This is a genomic window from Paenibacillus amylolyticus (assembly GCF_003719335.1).
GTDB classification, from domain to species: Bacteria; Bacillota; Bacilli; order Paenibacillales; family Paenibacillaceae; genus Paenibacillus; species Paenibacillus amylolyticus_D.
The window spans coordinates 100,245-116,188 of sequence record NZ_RIAS01000015.1 but is presented as its reverse complement, the minus strand read 5'-3'; the positions used below and the strand labels follow the sequence as shown (position 1 = coordinate 116,188).

Sequence of the window (15,944 nt, the reverse complement as noted above, 5' to 3'; positions counted from 1 at the left end):
CCATTCATAATCAAGTCCACATCTTTTATTCAGAATTGTTGACTTGAAGTGTTTTCCAGTTTATATTACTTGTATATTCCTCAGGTCGAAGGAGAGATTTTGATGTCGGTGAGCGTTCTTAACTAATCAAGTTTCATATTCAGGAGTTTGGCTTTTCATGACACTTTTGCCGTCAAGGCATACGTGTGTTTCATGATGCGTCAGAACCCTGTACTTAGTTAAGAACAGCGGAAATCAAACATCGCCTCCGGGATTGCCTATGTCCGGGTCTATTTCCGCGCTGTGTTCAGCGCGGATTTTTTGGTTAGACCTTATACGGACTTTGCTTTCCCATACGTTCAGGGCGGAGAATGACGTTTGTTCATTCTCCGCCCTTTTTGTGTTTTCCAAGAGGAATATTTTTTGAATATAGGCACACAAAAACATTTTACATGAAGGAGAGATTTAGACGTGAATATTAATATCAACAATAATGACGCTAGCATGACAGCAAATATCAAGAGTTCAAACGAGCAAACCCTAACCACTCTTGGCTTCCATCATATTCAAAAAAATATTGCAGACTGTGCCCTTTCCTATCTAGGCAAACGTTATGCCAAGGAACTCAAACCGATGACTGATGTCCATCTGATTCAGATGCGCTTGGACGAAACTGCGGAGGCCACAGCTCTTGTCCGTTTTGGAGCGAGCGTACCCATCCCTTCGCTGGAGGGAATGGAGACCATTATCAATCTGCTTGGCACGGGATATCTGTTCAGTGAACGCGACTTCAGTCATCTCGCGCAATTTCTGCACAGCTGCACACAACTAATGAAGTATATGGAGAGTAAATCCGGCATCGCTCCCATCGTAAGTCGTTATGCCTCCTCTATGATGCTCATGGAATCCTTACGAAGTGAGATCGAACGCTGTATCCACAGCGGTCGAATTCAGGATCAAGCGAGCAAGGAACTCGTAAGAATTCGCAAGAAAATCAACGTAAATGAGGAACGCATGAAGCGCAAGCTGGATTCAATGGTTAGCAAACACCGTTCGATCATGCAGGAGCAGGTCGTGAGCCAGCGTAATGGAAAAACCGTACTGCCAATCAAAAAAGAGTTCCGCAAACAGGTTAAAGGCAGCGTGCTCGACGAATCGGGTAGCGGCCAAACCGTGTATATCGAACCAGCCGAGCTGTCAGGACTGCAGATGGAACTCTCTTCACTGCAAGCCGAGGAATCCCGGGAAGAGATGAAAATCCTCGGAGACTTGACTTCTCTGGCAGAATCGTACAGCCGAGAAATTGCCTTAAATACAGAAACCGTTGGTGTTTTGGACTTCCTGTTCGCCAAAGCAAAATATGCAGCGGCTATAGATGGGCGATCCGTACGCGTTAATAGCAACGGTAAAGTTAAACTGCAACGAGCGAGGCATCCCTTGATGGGGCCGTCCATGGTCCCGCTTGATTTTTCCATCGGATACACATACTCGTCCCTTATCATTACTGGCCCGAATACAGGCGGCAAAACCGTTGCACTCAAAACATTGGGGCTGCTCACTCTCATGATGCAATCTGGACTGCTTGTTCCTGTGGATGAGAGAGGTGAAATGGCTGTATACGAACAGATCGCAGTGGATATCGGCGATGGTCAGAGTCTTGAACAGGCACTCAGCACGTTCTCAGCACATATTCGGAATATGATTACTATTCTGAAGCAGGCGAATCCTTCCACGCTTGTACTGATTGACGAGATGGCGTCAGGCACAGATCCTGGAGAGGGCGTAGGACTTTCCATTGCCATGCTGGAGGAATTGCATCACCGGGGAGCAACCGTGGTGGCTACAACACATTTTGGGGAAATTAAACATTTTGCCTCAGCCACATCTGGATTTGAAAATGCACGCATGGAGTTTGACACCGTATCTCTCCAACCTCTGTATCGACTTCGGATCGGAGAAGCCGGTGAAAGTTATGCATATTCCATTGCGCTGAAGCTGGGCATGCCCGAGCATATCATCGATCGTTCCAAATCTGTTGTGGGTGAAGCTCTCACGAAGAACAAGATGCAAGATGTTGCAGAAGAACCGCAATCACAAACAGATGGTGAACTTCACACTACCGTGCCTGTCTCTATGGAACACAATGGATCTATAGAACATGATGCACATAAGTCCGTCCCAAGTGAGACTATCTCTTCAAACGATAGGTCTCCCGTCTCCGATCCGGCACCGGCACCAATACGTGCTTTTCGTAAAGGGGACCGTGTCTATGCAGCCTATCTGGATCAGGCAGGCATAGTAAGTGAAGAAGAGGATAACCACGGACAGATCGGAGTCATGATTCGAGGACGCAAACTAAAAATTCATAAGAAACGCCTGCGTCTGCACATTTCTGCTGATGAGTTGTATCCAGACAATTATGATCTCGACATTGTGCTGGAAAGCAAAGAAAACCGTAAAAAACGCAAACTTATGGGACGCAAACATGTCGAGGGATTACAAATTGAGCTGCCACCGGAAGAATGAAGGCTCGCCCTACAACGAAAAACAAACCGCGTATACGTTACACTCATACGAATTACTTACGGTGCAGATGGAGTAAGTCATTATTATAAAAGGCGGGTGCATAACTAATGTATTTGTTATACTAAAATCAACAAAAGGTCACTGCCCGGATTGCAAAACCATGAAAAAGGGGGGAGATAAGCAGTGTCTGATCAACAAGACAGCACTCCTAGCCAAACGCTCAATGCGCTGATATGTCCACTTTGCGGGGAAAGAAATGCTTGTGCCTATGCTGAAGGTAAACCACATTCGGAATGTTGGTGCGGCCATGTTTCCTTCCCCGAAGGTGTGTTTGAACGCATTCCAGCCGAGCAACGCGGCAAATCATGCATTTGTCAACGATGTTTGAAGAATGATGTACGTGAGCATGAGTAACTCTTTTGCTATAACCAGCTCTTATTCGCTAAAGCGATATGAAGAGCCGATTGTTAACTGGATCGAAAAATAAAAGAAACCATTCCCTCTCAAATGGAACTGCATCATGAATTTGAAGGGATGGTTTCTTTATATTCGGACTTAAGTTCGTTATTACGATTTGGCATCTATATTTTCATCTATATTTCTGTATAAACAGATAGATAAACTTACTAACGTCCCAGCCTTAGTGGATCCACGCTGAGCTTTCAATACACTTTGCCAGACTTCGATTACTGTTATACAAACCGATTACATCTGATTGTACTGCTTGACTGCTTCCACCAGTACCGGATGGTTCTCATCCATACCAGTATAGTGTGATAGTGCAGCTGCGACGCCTTTTTCACGGATCATGCTTTGCAGCTCGACCGCTTCAGGATCATCAGGCACATCAAACTTGCAGGCCGCCGCCATGCCCATGGCGAGATGTGTCACCGGCATGTCGTCTTCACGCGCCAGAAGCGCCGGGCGAACGAGACGATCATTCGGGGAGAGCTTGCGCAGGGGCGAGCGCCCCACACGGGTTACCTCGTCGGTCAGATAAGGATTAACAAACCGCCCCAGAATTTTTACAATATACTGCTCATGCTCTTCCGGGTTGAAGCCAAAGCGTTTTACCAGCACCTGACCCGTTTCCTGCAATGCCCCGTATACAACGGATTTCACCTTTTCATCGGCAATGGCCTTCTGAATGGTATCATATCCGTGCACATAGCCGATGTATGCGGCTACGCAGTGTCCCGTATTGACGGTAAACAGCTTCCGCTCAATGTACGGTTCCAGATCATCCACATAAACGACACCATCCATTGGTTGGAAAGCAGGTGCCATCTGCGAGCGATCTATAACCCACTCGTAAAAAGGCTCTACCTGAACATGCAACAGGTCTTCATGATTCTGGATGGGTACAATTCGGTCTACGGCTGAATTCGGAAAGTAAACATATTCATCAGCAAATGCACGAGCCTTCTCGTCCAGCAGAGCATATACATGCTCTTTCAGCTGCGCGCTTCCGCCGATTGCATTTTCACAAGCGATAATATGAAGCGGCTTTTGCACAGAACCTGCACGTCTTCTCTGCTCCAGACCTTCTGCGATTCCGGGTGCAATATGCTTTAGCACGCCTACACCAACTGCGGTTGTAACCAGATCAGCATCCGCCACGGCCTTAGCAACCGTCTGCAACTCTCGCCCATCAATCGCTGTTACTCCGGTTACGGTCTCTTGATCTTTGCTTTCATTGGCAAGTTCGACGGTGTACTCCCCACGCTCCCGAAGAGCATTCACCAATTCCTGATTTACATCCGAGAACGTCACTTCATATCCGGCACGGGACAGAATCAAGCCAATAAATCCGCGTCCGATGTTACCTGCGCCAAAGTGGAGGGCCTTCATAGCTCCATTTCACTTTCTAGAATGGTGATTACTTCCTCAGCGGTTTTCGCATAGCGCAGTGCTTCCATATTTTCTTCCTCGGCACAGATCACCGCAATGCTCGTTAAAATCTCCATATGTTCGCCGCCCTGTGCCGCGATGCCAATGACCATATAAGCTTTTTCCTCTCCAAAATCGACCCCCTGCGGGAACTGAATCACCGAGATTCCGGTGGAGAGAATGAACGCTTTGGACTCTTTTGTACCATGCGGAATAGCCAGCCCATTGCCGACGTAAGTGGATACAATCTCTTCACGTTCAATCATTTTGTCAATGTAATCCGCAGTGATATGGCCTGCATCCTTCAAAATCTGTCCTGCCATACGAATCGCTTCATATTTATCCTGAGCCGTAGCGTTCATGATGACTTTGTCTTGTGTTAACATACTCATGTTATATACCTCCGATTTCATTTTTACTACGATAGAATCCAACCAATTCACGGGACAGGTAATGGATGATTTCATCCCTGTTTCCTTTGCCCAGCAGTGTAATCATCTCTTCTTGCAGAAGCAGTGCACTAATCTCGCTGAGTACCTCCAGACTTTCCTTGGACAACTCCTTTGGCCCCAGCATCAGCAATACATGACTGACACCTTCCGGATCCTCCACTGTTCGAAGCAGAGGTTCCTCAAGTTGAAAAAGACTGATGGACGGCTTGTAGATACTCTCGCTCCGTGTATGGAAAAGAGCGAGCTGAGTCCCCGGAATCTTTTGACTCCCCATCGATTCACGAACCTCAAGTAACTTGGCAACCTCGCCCGGGTCTTTCAATATGCCTGAGCGATGTGCAACCTTACACATCTCAAGCACACTTTGAGCAAAATCAAGATGAGTGTTATCCATCGCATGTACCTGAAACTTACCGATAATCCGTACAATTTCAAGCAATGTTGCTTCCATTCCGTCCGGATCGGAGATTTTACGAGTGGTTGTCTCATTGCCCAGGTCACGGGATTTGCGATGCTGCCGCTTTAACGTTGTGGTTTTGATAAAATGCCGTAGACTTTCACTTTCCTCCGCTGTCAATAGCGGACTGACCTTGTAATACTGATCTTCCTCCATTGGCAAATCGACCGTAGACAACACCAGATCATATTCTTCGGTTGGCATTCGCGCGGCTTCGTACCAAGAGACGCTGTCTATAATCTGAATCTCTGGAAACTCCTTGGATAAACGACTGGATAGCATGCGCGAGGAGCCAATGCCACTGTTACATACAACGATGGCTCGAATATCTTGCTTTAACGCCCGCAACCGTTCAATGGATGCACCAAAGTGCATGACAAGAAAACCGATCTCCTCATCCGGAACTTCTGCCCCGGGCCATGCCTGTAACACAGACCTTTTAACTTGTTCGAAAAGGGTGTCATAATCCTTGCGAATCTGCTGTAGCAGTGGATTACGTATCATCTGATGCCCCTCAAGTCGCTCCATAACCGGCACCATATGTCCAATTAATCCTTCGCGCAGCAAGCGGTCTTCATGAAAGTCATAACCTGTTCTTTCCTGCATCTGGTCCGTAAGCGAATGCACTCTGTCCATCAGAATCAGATCATCGATCGGGAGCAGGCGTGAAGAATGAATCTGTTGCTCTGTCTCCGTAAGCAATTGGTGAAAATAAGCTTGCTCTTCATCCGGGAAGCCGACTCCAAGCTGTGAGGATAGAACACTGCAAAGGCGCGAAGCCATGAAAACTGGCACTCTCTCTTCATGTTGCTCCGCCACGGTTCCAGTGCCTGCAATCGTTCTTATCCCTGAGGAAGAACGTTCTATATTAAAACCTTTACGTATCCGAACCACAGCTGCTGATAACTGAATGAGCAGTTTCATGTACTGCCGTTCAGGTATTTTTTCAAGCCATTCGATATCCGGTTGCCATAATGCATTTTCAATGGTAAGTACGTCGCTATGACCGATCATACTGAGCAACTTTTGATTAACGATGGAGCCCCCTTGCTCAGGCTGTCTGCCAAAGAGATCCGACTCATCCAGTACTTCCAAAGCAAGCGCTGCAATGGCTCTGCGATGAATCGCTTCACTTCCGGTAATTTTCACGCCATAGCCTCGCCTTCGAACAAGCTTCAGACCCGCCTGCCGAATGCGTGATTCCAGATCATCCAGATCGTTGGTGACCGTCGAAACGGTCACTTTCAGATCCGAAGCGAGAGCGATCAGTTTGACCGGCTCAGCTTCATCCAGCAGGATGCAAAGCATGAAGAGCTTACGCTCTTCAGGCGTAAACTCTACATATTCATTACCCTCCAGTTTCTGGCGTAATGCACTGAGGTCATCTGAACCGGAATCAATGCGTATTCCGGTTCCCGACTTTTTTTCGAGGCGCATACCGAGTGGTTCAAGCCACTGCTCGATCATCAGCAGCTCACGATGCACGGTACGTGTACTCACTTTTACTTCAACGGCAATTTCACCCGCCGTGACTTCATGGGGATGCTCCAACAGGAATTCCACGATTTCACGTTGTCTTTTCGTAATACTCATATCTCAGCCTCCGGCTCTGGGAAAACGGCTGCCCTTGTTTGAAGATGGTTCGCAGTCTGCCCCCGTTTACTTCAAACGTTCAACAAGTGCGTCGTATTCCGGGCTTTTTAGGAAGTTGTCAATGGATATATGCTCTGCATTAGGTGCTACTGAACGTGCACGATCCGTTAGTGTTTTTTGCGTAATCACAACGTCTGCGTCTTGCGGAATTTCACTAATCGCCGTGTTAGTTACAGCAACGTCAATTCCTTCGGCTTTCATTTTTTTGCGCAGAATCGAAGCACCCATTGCACTGGAACCCATACCTGCATCGCAGGAGAAAACAATCTTTTTCACATCTGCTTTTGCCTTGGATGCAACGGAACTTGCGATATCTGCCGCTCTGTTCGCTTCCTGGTTATCCGCTGTGATGGCTGCATTTGCTGTATTGCCTTGGCTCTTCATATCTTTCATTCGGCTGGAGGCCGCTTCCAGATCTTCTTCCTTCTGTTTACCGGTTTTGAGTAGTAGAGAGGCAATTAGGAAGGAGACCACCGCTGCCACAATAACCCCTGCAAGCATCGGGATATATCCGCCTTTAGGTGTCAACAGGAAATAGGCAATGATACTGCCTGGTGATGGTGCCGAAACCAGTCCTGCGCCAGTTAGCATGAACGTTAACGTACCCGCTACACCGCCTGCAATGGCTGCCAGAATCAGAATCGGTCTCATCAGGATGTACGGGAAGTAAATCTCATGAATCCCGCCGAAGAAATGAATGACCACCGCACCAGGTGCAGAAGATTTTGCTACTCCACGTCCGAAGAAACAGTAAGCGAGCAAAATACCCAGTCCCGGTCCCGGGTTAGACTCAAGCATGTAAAGAACGGATTTGCCTAGTTCTCTTGCCTGATCTGTTGCGATTGGTGTTAAAATCCCGTGGTTAATGGCATTGTTCAGGAACAGTACTTTACCCGGTTCAATAATCAGATTGACGAGTGGCAGCAATCCCAGGTTCATCAAACCCTGTACGCCGGCAGACAACACTTTGCTGATGGCCTCAACTGCCGGCCCGATACCTAGCAAAGCAAAGATGCCCAAAATACCACCGATGATTCCTGCCGAGAAATTGTTGACCAGCATCTCAAAACCGGCTCTGATCTTGCCCTCAATGGATTTATCAAACTTCTTGATCACCCAAGCACCGAAAGGCCCCGCAATCATGGCTCCGAGGAACATTGGAATATCCGTTCCGACAATGACACCGATGGTCATAATCGCCCCGACGACACCCCCACGTGTGCCATGCACCATCGTACCCCCGGTATAACCGATCAGCAGCGGCAGCAAATAAGTAATCATCGGACCTACAAGCTGCTCTATTGTCGCATTCGGAAACCATCCTGTTTTGATAAACATCGCTGTAATTAATCCCCAAGCAATAAATGCCCCCATATTAGGCATGACCATACCGCTCAGGAATCGTCCGAAGCGTTGCACACCAACACGTAACCCACCTTTGGAATTGGATGTTTGATCCAAATTACTCATTGGTTTATCCTCCTTGAATCAAGTCATTATTTCGTATGAAAGGGGTATCATCGATCCCCTGCTGTAATCCTAAGCGAGAAACCCTTCCTCTTCAATCAAATGAAAGCGTACTTTCGTCATGAACAATGATGACAAGATTGGATTATGTAATCGCTTTTAATCAGGAATATATGCTCAATCCGTTGATACACAAGGTTTTTCTTGCCTATGACTTTGTTCATATACAATATGCAGAGCAATAGAATAGCTTGGTCCTTTTGAATTTTTTTTATTCATGATTTTATGTCACTCCTACTTAACCCCCTCCATTATGCGCAAAAAAACAGCAAAAAACCTGCACAAGCTCCATAGCTCACGCAGGTTTAAAGAACAAGATTTTTATATTCAAGTGGGATTACACATATGTCAATAAGTACAAATCAACTAAACGATCCATTCTTTCCTACTCTTCGGTATGTTTAAGATATGCATCCGCATTCAGCAATGTGGATAATGCAGCTGTTACATCACCATCGACACGGATTTCGATCATCCAGCCTTCTTCATAAGGAGAGCTATTCACCAGTTCTGGCGAGTCCTGCAAAGCTTCATTCACTGCAACAATGGTGCCGCTGACGGGTGAGAACAGATCAGACACCGTTTTGACGGATTCAATCGTACCGATGCTGTCTTCTGCTTTTACACTGGCTTCAAGATCAGGCAATTCTACAAACACAATGTCACCCAGCTGATGCTGTGCGAACTCGGTAATGCCAATACGTACGGTATCCTCCCCTACGGTTTGCACCCATTCGTGCTCTTTACTGTACAGGAAATCATTTCTCAATTCGCTCATCGATATCCGCCTCGCTTTTCATTAATGAGTGCATGCGTTCTTTGACCTTCACCTTTTTCCCAAACAATAGCGTATGATATTTCAGATTCAAATGTCAAGTTAGCTCACAGTTTATTTCAATTTCGAGATCTCAACGTGTGTAACCTCACACTACTCTTTCTGCATATAATGGTTAATATTAGAATAGTAAGCGCACTCTTTTAAAATAAACGAACATTAATGAATAATCAGTATTAAATATTCGTATTTCACACAATTTCAATGATATCGTTCTTGACATCAGGAGTGGATTCACGTTTTAATGAGAAGAGCAACTGAAGTTAATTGGACTACGTATGAACCGCGGATGAATGTAAAGGGAGAGATTGCCCGTACACCCGGTTTGGGGATGTGCATGGGGCGGCGCCGAAGGAGTAAACCACCGACAAGCGGGGGTGAATCTCTCAGGCAAAAGGACTTTTACAGGACGCAACTCTGGAGAGCATCTAATCGTCCACTTCGGGACGTTATGATCACCCAAGGGGAAACCTGTCTGAATAAACGGCGGGGTAACTCTCAGGTACAAGGGACAGAGCCTAAGAATACAGCGTGCTACTTGGCATGCCGGTTCTTTGGCCTGTCCTTTTCCTTTTTCCCAAAAAATGAATTGCAGGTTCTAGAATCGTACTGAACATAACAAATGAAAAAATGTAAAATGGTCGGCTATTGACTCTTGATGACTAAAATGATTTAAGCATTAATTACTTGGCTCACAGATCCATGTTTCTATACTTGGCCTACTAACGGTCTATGATGAGGTGATCCGATGTCTGATTTGTTAAGAACACCACTCTTTCCCCTATATGCGCAATATGAAGGTGTACGTTGCATTGATTTTGGCGGTTGGGAGTTGCCCGTGCAGTTTAGTGGGATTCAAAAGGAACATGAAGCCGTGCGCGAGCGCGCCGGGCTGTTTGATGTATCCCATATGGGTGAATTCACTGTAACGGGTGAACAGGCGGAAGCCTTTTTACAACACATGATGACCAACGACGTGACCGCAATTGTACCAGGTCAGGCACAATACACGCTGATGTGTTATCCCGATGGCGGTGTAGTTGATGATCTGCTGATCTACAAGCTGGCGGAGCAACAATACACGCTGGTCGTTAATGCCTCTAATATCGACAAGGATTGGGCTTGGTTGCAGGAGCACATTATACCGGGCGTGAACATGACCAATGATTCCGAGCAAACGGCACTGCTTGCGCTACAAGGCCCCCTGTCGGTTGATATTTTGGCTAAGGTTATAGATACGAACGTGGATGCGGGCGCTATTGAACCTTTCCGCTTCGTACAGCATGCCGAGGTATGCGGAGTAAAGCTGCTACTGTCGCGCACCGGATATACAGGTGAAGATGGCTTTGAACTGTATGTTGCAGCAGATCAGGCGGCTCTCGTATGGAACGGGCTGATGGAAGCCGGTGCTGATGTAGGCCTCGTTCCAGCAGGACTCGGTGCGCGTGATACACTGCGATTCGAAGCGAAGCTGCCTTTGTACGGTCAGGAGCTGTCACCAACCATCTCTCCGCTGGAGGCAGGACTTGGCATGTTTGTGAAATTAAATACCGGACCTTTTATCGGACATCAAGCTTTGTTGCAACAAAAAAATGACGGCCCTGCCCGCAAGCTGATCGGCATCGAAGTGCTGGAGCGCGGCATTCCGCGGCCACATTACCCGATCTATGCGGACGGCGTTCAGATCGGTGAAGTGACAACCGGTACACAGTCGCCGACCTTGAAACGTAATCTGGGGCTTGCCTTGATTGACAGCAAGTATACTGCACTGGGTACACCACTGGAGATTGAGATTCGTGGGAAAAAGCTAAAAGGCGAGGTCGTCAAGACTCCTTTTCATAAACGGACACGTACGTTAAAGACACCTATCCAAGGAGCTGAGCAAGCATGAGCAAGCACCGCTACATCCCCATGACAGAACAAGACCAGAGCGCAATGCTGGCCACGATCGGCGTGGATACGCTTGAAGATTTATTCAAAGATATCCCGAAGGAGATTCGTTATCAGGGCGAGTTGCCTGTCTCCTCCAAGCTGGACGAATACGCATTAACACGCCATATGTCGAAACAAGCTGGCTCCAATGCCAACTTTGAGACACATGCCAGTTTCCTTGGCGCAGGCATCTATGACCATCACATCCCTTCTGTCATCAACCATGTCATTTCCCGTTCGGAGTTTTATACGGCTTACACCCCTTATCAGCCTGAGATCAGCCAAGGAGAATTACAAGCCATCTTCGAATTTCAGTCGTATATTTGCGAGTTGACAGGTATGGCGGTAGCCAATGCGAGTATGTATGACGGTGCGACAGCTTTTGCGGAAGCAGGCAATCTTGCCGCCGCAGCTACCCGTCGCAAACAGCTTATCGTATCTCGCACCGTTCACCCTGAAGCCCGTCAAGTATTGCAGGCGTACGCACATGGCCTGAGTCTGGAGATTGTAGAGATTGGTTATAAAGATGGGGTTACCGATTGGGATGCGCTGCAAGCAGCCATTTCGGACGATACTGCGGCGGTTATGATTCAAAGCCCGAACTTCTTTGGTGCCGTGGAAAATGTAAAACAGGCTGCCGACCTTGTGCACACGCACAAAGGACTGCTCGTGGTGAGCGCCAACCCGCTGTCGCTAGGTTTGCTGGAAGCCCCAGGCAAGCTGGGAGCCGACATCGTTGTAGGCGATGCGCAGCCCCTCGGAATCGCCGCTTCGCTCGGCGGACCCACTTGCGGATACTTCGCCGTATCCCAGGCCCACATGCGCCGGATTCCTGGTCGAATCGTCGGTCAGACGACCGATCGCAACGGCAAACGCGGCTTCGTGCTGACGCTGCAAGCACGTGAACAACATATTCGCCGCGAAAAAGCGACATCTAACATCTGTTCAAATCAGGCGTTGTTAGCACTTAGTGCTTCCGTCTATATGTCTACCATGGGAAGACAGGGCATGATTGATGTTGCTGATCTGAACTTGCAAAAGAGTCATTACGCTCTAAATACGTTAAAAGCCATTCCTGGGGTTAGACTCACTTTTAATGCCCCTACGTTTAACGAGTTCGTTATCCAGCTCCCTGAAGGAACCGATGTGGATGCTCTTCAGCTGAAACTGCTGGATGCAGGATTCATCGGCGGTTACGAACTCGGACGTGATTATCCAGAACTTGCTGGACATATGCTCATTGCTGTTACCGAGCGACGCAGCAAAGAAGAGATGGATGAATTCGCACGTGTATTGGAGGGATCGCTGTGACTCAGGAAACGACTACAAAAGCAAACATTGCGGGTACTTCACCGGAAACATCTAACCTCCATCAGTCAGTCAATCAGCAGACTGGAATGGATTCTCAAGCCCAAGGAACCTCAACCATTACGCAACTTACACCATCCGTTGCTCCCGAACAAACTCTGATTTTTGAGTTGAGCAGTCCTGGGCGTGTGGCCTATTCCTTGCCGGAATGTGATGTTCCCCGTCAGGATGCAGACACGTTGATTCCCCGGGAAATGCTGCGCTCGGAAGCGGCAGCGTTGCCGGAAGTATTCGAGGTTGATGTTATTCGTCACTACACGGCATTATCCCGCCGCAACTTCGGGGTAGATAACGGCTTTTATCCGCTCGGTTCCTGTACGATGAAATACAATCCAAAGATTAATGAAGATGTAGCACGTTACAACGGCTTTGCCAAAATCCATCCATATCAGCATGAATCCAGTCTTCAAGGTGCTCTCGAACTGCTCCATACCTTGCAAAATGATCTTTCAGGTCTGACAGGTATGGATGCCGTAACCCTGCAGCCTGCTGCCGGAGCACACGGGGAATGGACCGGACTTATGATGATTCGAGCTTATCACGAAAGCCGTGGCGAACTGCGTACCAAGGTTATCGTACCGGATTCATCTCATGGCACGAACCCGGCCAGCGCAACCGTGGCCGGATTCGAAACGGTGACAATCCCGTCGCGGACGGACGGTTTGGTGGATCTGGATGCCCTCCGTGCAGCAGTCGGCTCAGATACCGCAGCACTCATGCTGACGAATCCGAATACGCTCGGGTTGTTTGAAAAGGATATTCAAGAGATTGCGTCCATCGTGCACGAAGCTGGCGGATTGTTGTATTATGACGGAGCCAACTCGAATGCCATTATGGGCATTACACGTCCGGGAGATATGGGCTTTGATGTGGTGCATCTGAACTTGCATAAAACGATGAGCACGCCTCACGGTGGTGGTGGCCCTGGTGCTGGACCTGTCGGTGTGAAGAGCCGCCTGATCCCGTTCTTACCTAAACCGATGGTTGTTCAAAATGATCAAGGCATGTACGCTCTGGATTACGAAGGAGATCAATCGATCGGTCGGGTCAAAGCCTATTATGGCAACTTCGGTATTCTTGTTCGTGCTTATGCTTATATCCGCACTTATGGACCAGAAGGGCTTCGCCGTGTATCCGAATGCGCTGTGCTGAATGCCAATTATATGATGGCTCGCCTGGCACCTCATTACGAGATTCCGTATCCGGGTGTATGCAAACATGAATTTGTTATGTCAGGCCGCGGCCTGAAACAGTATGGTGTGCGCACGCTGGATGTGGCAAAGCGCCTGCTGGATTTTGGTTATCACCCGCCAACCATCTACTTCCCGCTTAATGTGGAAGAGTGCATTATGATTGAGCCAACGGAAACCGAGAGCAAAGAAACGCTGGACGGATTTATCGATACAATGATCCGTATTGCCAAGGAAGCAGAAGAAACACCGGAATTGGTGCTCAATGCTCCGTACGGCACACCGGTAACTCGTCTCGATGAAACGACCGCAGCACGTAAACCTGTATTAAACTGTGCTTGTAGCTAAATAAGAGAATAAAAAAACAGCAACGAAATTATCCAGATGACGGAAAAGTCGTTGCTGTTTTAGTTTTAATTGATACACTTAAGTTATTTCACAATTTCCTCACTAGGATTTGACTTTATCCTTTATAAAAGAGCTTATAAATATTAATATGAACGCTATCAATGACATTAGTGGGATTGTAAGAAAGTTGAAATATTCCACATGGACTTGATCGCAAGAAACGGTACCAAATCCACACGATGTACTTTTCACCACACTTAGTTGAATAAGGTAGTGGTAACCCGCGATAATTATGCCAATTGCTGAAAAACAACGAGTGTAATATTTAAGATATGGATCATTTTTTATTGCACCAATTACGATAATTAACGGTAGAGGATACATTAGGATTCTTTGATACCAGCATAACTTGCAAGGAATTAACCCTGCAATCTCACTAAAGTACAAACTTCCAAGCATTGCTACTAAAGAAACCAAGAAACTTACTGGAATCAACGTTCTTCCTCCTTCAGAGTGCTTAACCAATCGTTTATTTCATTTAACATATTTGAGAAGATGATTTTTTTGTCCTCACTTCTTATTTCATGATTTATTTTGTTAGCCTCATCCCAATTATTCATTAGCCACATTATATTAGTTAACATCAGTCTAATATGGTCTTTGGTAGAGTTAATATAGCTATACTTTGTATTATCCTGTAAAGACTCTTTAACATAGTTAGCCAACTTTGCAGTGCGTACAGTTATGTCCTGTAGAACAAGCACGGCTCTGTAGTAGTCAACATCAACACAATTTGGCGAGATTTGTTCTAACAAATCTACATACTTACTCAATTGTGAGTAGGAATTAGTTCTAATTGATAAATCACACAAAAACAATATAGCTTCCGGTAAATATCTTTTATACTCTGAAGATTCGTATCTTCTAATAGCTTCTATAAGAATAGACTTTACCTCTTCGATATTTAAGTTATTCTGAGTATGATAAACTTCCTTTGCTAGAAAGTATAACCATTTAGGATGTCCAGGCTCATCTTCTAGCATCATTTGAGTTAGTCTCAAATTTCGGTTTGTTTTATCGTTCATATTGACCTTTAGAGGATCATAACCATCATGATGAACTAGAATGTCCATAGTAGCATGAATTGGAGACTGACCATTCTCTAACAGAGGTTCTTCATGAACTCTTCCGAAGTACCGTATTCCGCTATTAATCGGAAAAAGTTTCCGATTATCTGTATAGACATGACCATCATGTTCTTTTATTACTGGGCTTACAACACCGTTAAATCCAATATAACTGAGTAATCTTACAATTCTATGAATCTTACCTTCATTGGTGGGATCGTAAGTATTGTCAGAATCAATATAATATATCCATTCAGAATTCGTAGAGGATCTTAGTAAATTACGATGGAATGAAAAATCATCCCTCCATTTCTCAGTAATTACCTTCACTTTGGGATAGTTTTCTTTAATTAATTCAACCGTCTGATCTGAGGATAAAGAATCCAGTACAATAATCTCATCGAATTCATTCATTACACTTTGCAAACATCTTTTTATTCTATTTTCTTCATTATAAGTTAATATTCCACATGCAATGGTCGGACATGAATAACTGTTGTAGGAATCAACCCAGTCTTTAAGTTGCTGTCCATTTAAGTCAATATTGAATTCTTCAGGGATTCCAGATACTAATTTTAGATCCTCGCTCAATTTACTCTCTAAAACCGAAAAATTAAGAGAAGATTTCAGTTCATTTAGATACACTGTACAAGCCTCCTC

12 protein-coding genes and 2 riboswitches are annotated in these 15,944 nt (G+C 46.2%); of the genes, 5 read left to right on the top strand and 7 right to left on the bottom strand.

All coding sequences use genetic code 11. The annotated features are described in order from the left end of the window. Positions 1–483 precede the first annotated feature (483 nt). Both EC604_RS22960 and EC604_RS22955 read left to right on the top strand, forming a co-directional pair. The gene (locus EC604_RS22960; protein WP_123066396.1) at positions 484–2,505 is read left to right on the top strand and encodes an endonuclease MutS2; all 2,022 of its coding nucleotides are present in this window, start codon (positions 484–486) and stop codon (positions 2,503–2,505) included. Between the two features lie 183 nt (positions 2,506–2,688). Continuing rightward, positions 2,689–2,919, top strand: a complete 231-nt coding sequence (locus tag EC604_RS22955) for a cysteine-rich CWC family protein (protein ID WP_192895146.1) — start codon at positions 2,689–2,691, stop codon at positions 2,917–2,919. Positions 2,920–3,210: 291 nt separating this feature from the next. On the opposite strand, the gene EC604_RS22950 is transcribed toward EC604_RS22955, so the two are convergent. The 5 genes from EC604_RS22950 to gcvH form a co-directional block, all read right to left on the bottom strand. Next, positions 3,211–4,356, bottom strand: a complete 1,146-nt coding sequence (locus EC604_RS22950) for a mannitol-1-phosphate 5-dehydrogenase (RefSeq protein WP_123066357.1) — start codon at positions 4,354–4,356, stop codon at positions 3,211–3,213. Beyond that, entirely contained in the window at positions 4,353–4,787 is a 435-nt protein-coding gene (locus EC604_RS22945; RefSeq protein WP_123066356.1) for a PTS sugar transporter subunit IIA, read from the bottom strand. The genes EC604_RS22950 and EC604_RS22945 overlap by 4 nt, the downstream gene beginning before the upstream one ends. A 1-nt stretch (position 4,788) precedes the next feature. Then, entirely contained in the window at positions 4,789–6,897 is a 2,109-nt protein-coding gene (locus EC604_RS22940) for a BglG family transcription antiterminator (protein ID WP_123066355.1), read from the bottom strand. Between the two features lie 66 nt (positions 6,898–6,963). Beyond that, positions 6,964–8,427 (bottom strand): PTS mannitol transporter subunit IICB, encoded by a 1,464-nt coding sequence (locus EC604_RS22935; RefSeq protein ID WP_123066354.1) that lies wholly within the window; start codon positions 8,425–8,427, stop codon positions 6,964–6,966. A gap of 442 nt (positions 8,428–8,869) precedes the next feature. Beyond that, on the bottom strand, positions 8,870–9,262 hold the full coding sequence (gene gcvH / locus EC604_RS22930; RefSeq protein WP_123066353.1) for a glycine cleavage system protein GcvH: 393 nt from the start codon (positions 9,260–9,262) through the stop codon (positions 8,870–8,872). Positions 9,263–9,608: 346 nt separating this feature from the next. Next, a riboswitch (glycine riboswitch) is annotated at positions 9,609–9,731 on the top strand. A 3-nt stretch (positions 9,732–9,734) separates the two neighbouring features. Beyond that, positions 9,735–9,836, top strand: a riboswitch (glycine riboswitch). 231 nt (positions 9,837–10,067) lie between these two features. Here gcvH and gcvT point away from each other — a divergent pair. The 3 genes from gcvT to gcvPB all read left to right on the top strand — a co-directional run bounded on the left by gcvT (position 10,068) and on the right by gcvPB (position 14,157). Further along, complete coding sequence (gene gcvT / locus EC604_RS22925; protein WP_123066352.1) at positions 10,068–11,210, top strand: glycine cleavage system aminomethyltransferase GcvT; 1,143 nt, start codon at positions 10,068–10,070, stop codon at positions 11,208–11,210. Next, entirely contained in the window at positions 11,207–12,562 is a 1,356-nt protein-coding gene (gene gcvPA / locus EC604_RS22920; protein ID WP_123066351.1) for an aminomethyl-transferring glycine dehydrogenase subunit GcvPA, read from the top strand. The genes gcvT and gcvPA overlap by 4 nt, the downstream gene beginning before the upstream one ends. A gap of 86 nt (positions 12,563–12,648) precedes the next feature. Beyond that, a complete protein-coding gene (gcvPB, locus tag EC604_RS22915) occupies positions 12,649–14,157 on the top strand; it encodes an aminomethyl-transferring glycine dehydrogenase subunit GcvPB (protein WP_123066394.1) in 1,509 nt (502 codons plus the stop codon). A gap of 102 nt (positions 14,158–14,259) precedes the next feature. Here gcvPB and EC604_RS22910 read toward each other — a convergent pair whose 3' ends face one another. Both EC604_RS22910 and EC604_RS22905 read right to left on the bottom strand, forming a co-directional pair. Continuing rightward, on the bottom strand, positions 14,260–14,634 hold the full coding sequence (locus EC604_RS22910) for a disulfide oxidoreductase (protein ID WP_345789277.1): 375 nt from the start codon (positions 14,632–14,634) through the stop codon (positions 14,260–14,262). Between the two features lie 14 nt (positions 14,635–14,648). Beyond that, positions 14,649–15,929: a SunS family peptide S-glycosyltransferase gene (locus tag EC604_RS22905; protein ID WP_123066349.1), complete on the bottom strand. Its 1,281-nt coding sequence runs from the start codon at positions 15,927–15,929 to the stop codon at positions 14,649–14,651. Between the last annotated feature and the right edge of the window lie 15 nt (positions 15,930–15,944).

Excerpts from the sequence above, each read along its gene's own strand:
- gcvPA (WP_123066351.1), top strand. The coding sequence starts at position 11,207 with ATGAGCAAGCACCGCTACATCCCCATGACAGAACAAGACCAGAGCGCA.
- EC604_RS22950 (WP_123066357.1), bottom strand. The coding sequence starts at position 4,356 with ATGAAGGCCCTCCACTTTGGCGCAGGTAACATCGGACGCGGATTTATT.
- EC604_RS22945 (WP_123066356.1), bottom strand. The coding sequence starts at position 4,787 with ATGAGTATGTTAACACAAGACAAAGTCATCATGAACGCTACGGCTCAG.
- gcvH (WP_123066353.1), bottom strand. The coding sequence starts at position 9,262 with ATGAGCGAATTGAGAAATGATTTCCTGTACAGTAAAGAGCACGAATGG.
- EC604_RS22940 (WP_123066355.1), bottom strand. The coding sequence starts at position 6,897 with ATGAGTATTACGAAAAGACAACGTGAAATCGTGGAATTCCTGTTGGAG.
- EC604_RS22960 (WP_123066396.1), top strand. The coding sequence starts at position 484 with ATGACAGCAAATATCAAGAGTTCAAACGAGCAAACCCTAACCACTCTT.
- gcvPB (WP_123066394.1), top strand. The coding sequence starts at position 12,649 with ATGGATTCTCAAGCCCAAGGAACCTCAACCATTACGCAACTTACACCA.
- gcvT (WP_123066352.1), top strand. The coding sequence starts at position 10,068 with ATGTCTGATTTGTTAAGAACACCACTCTTTCCCCTATATGCGCAATAT.
- EC604_RS22935 (WP_123066354.1), bottom strand. The coding sequence starts at position 8,427 with ATGAGTAATTTGGATCAAACATCCAATTCCAAAGGTGGGTTACGTGTT.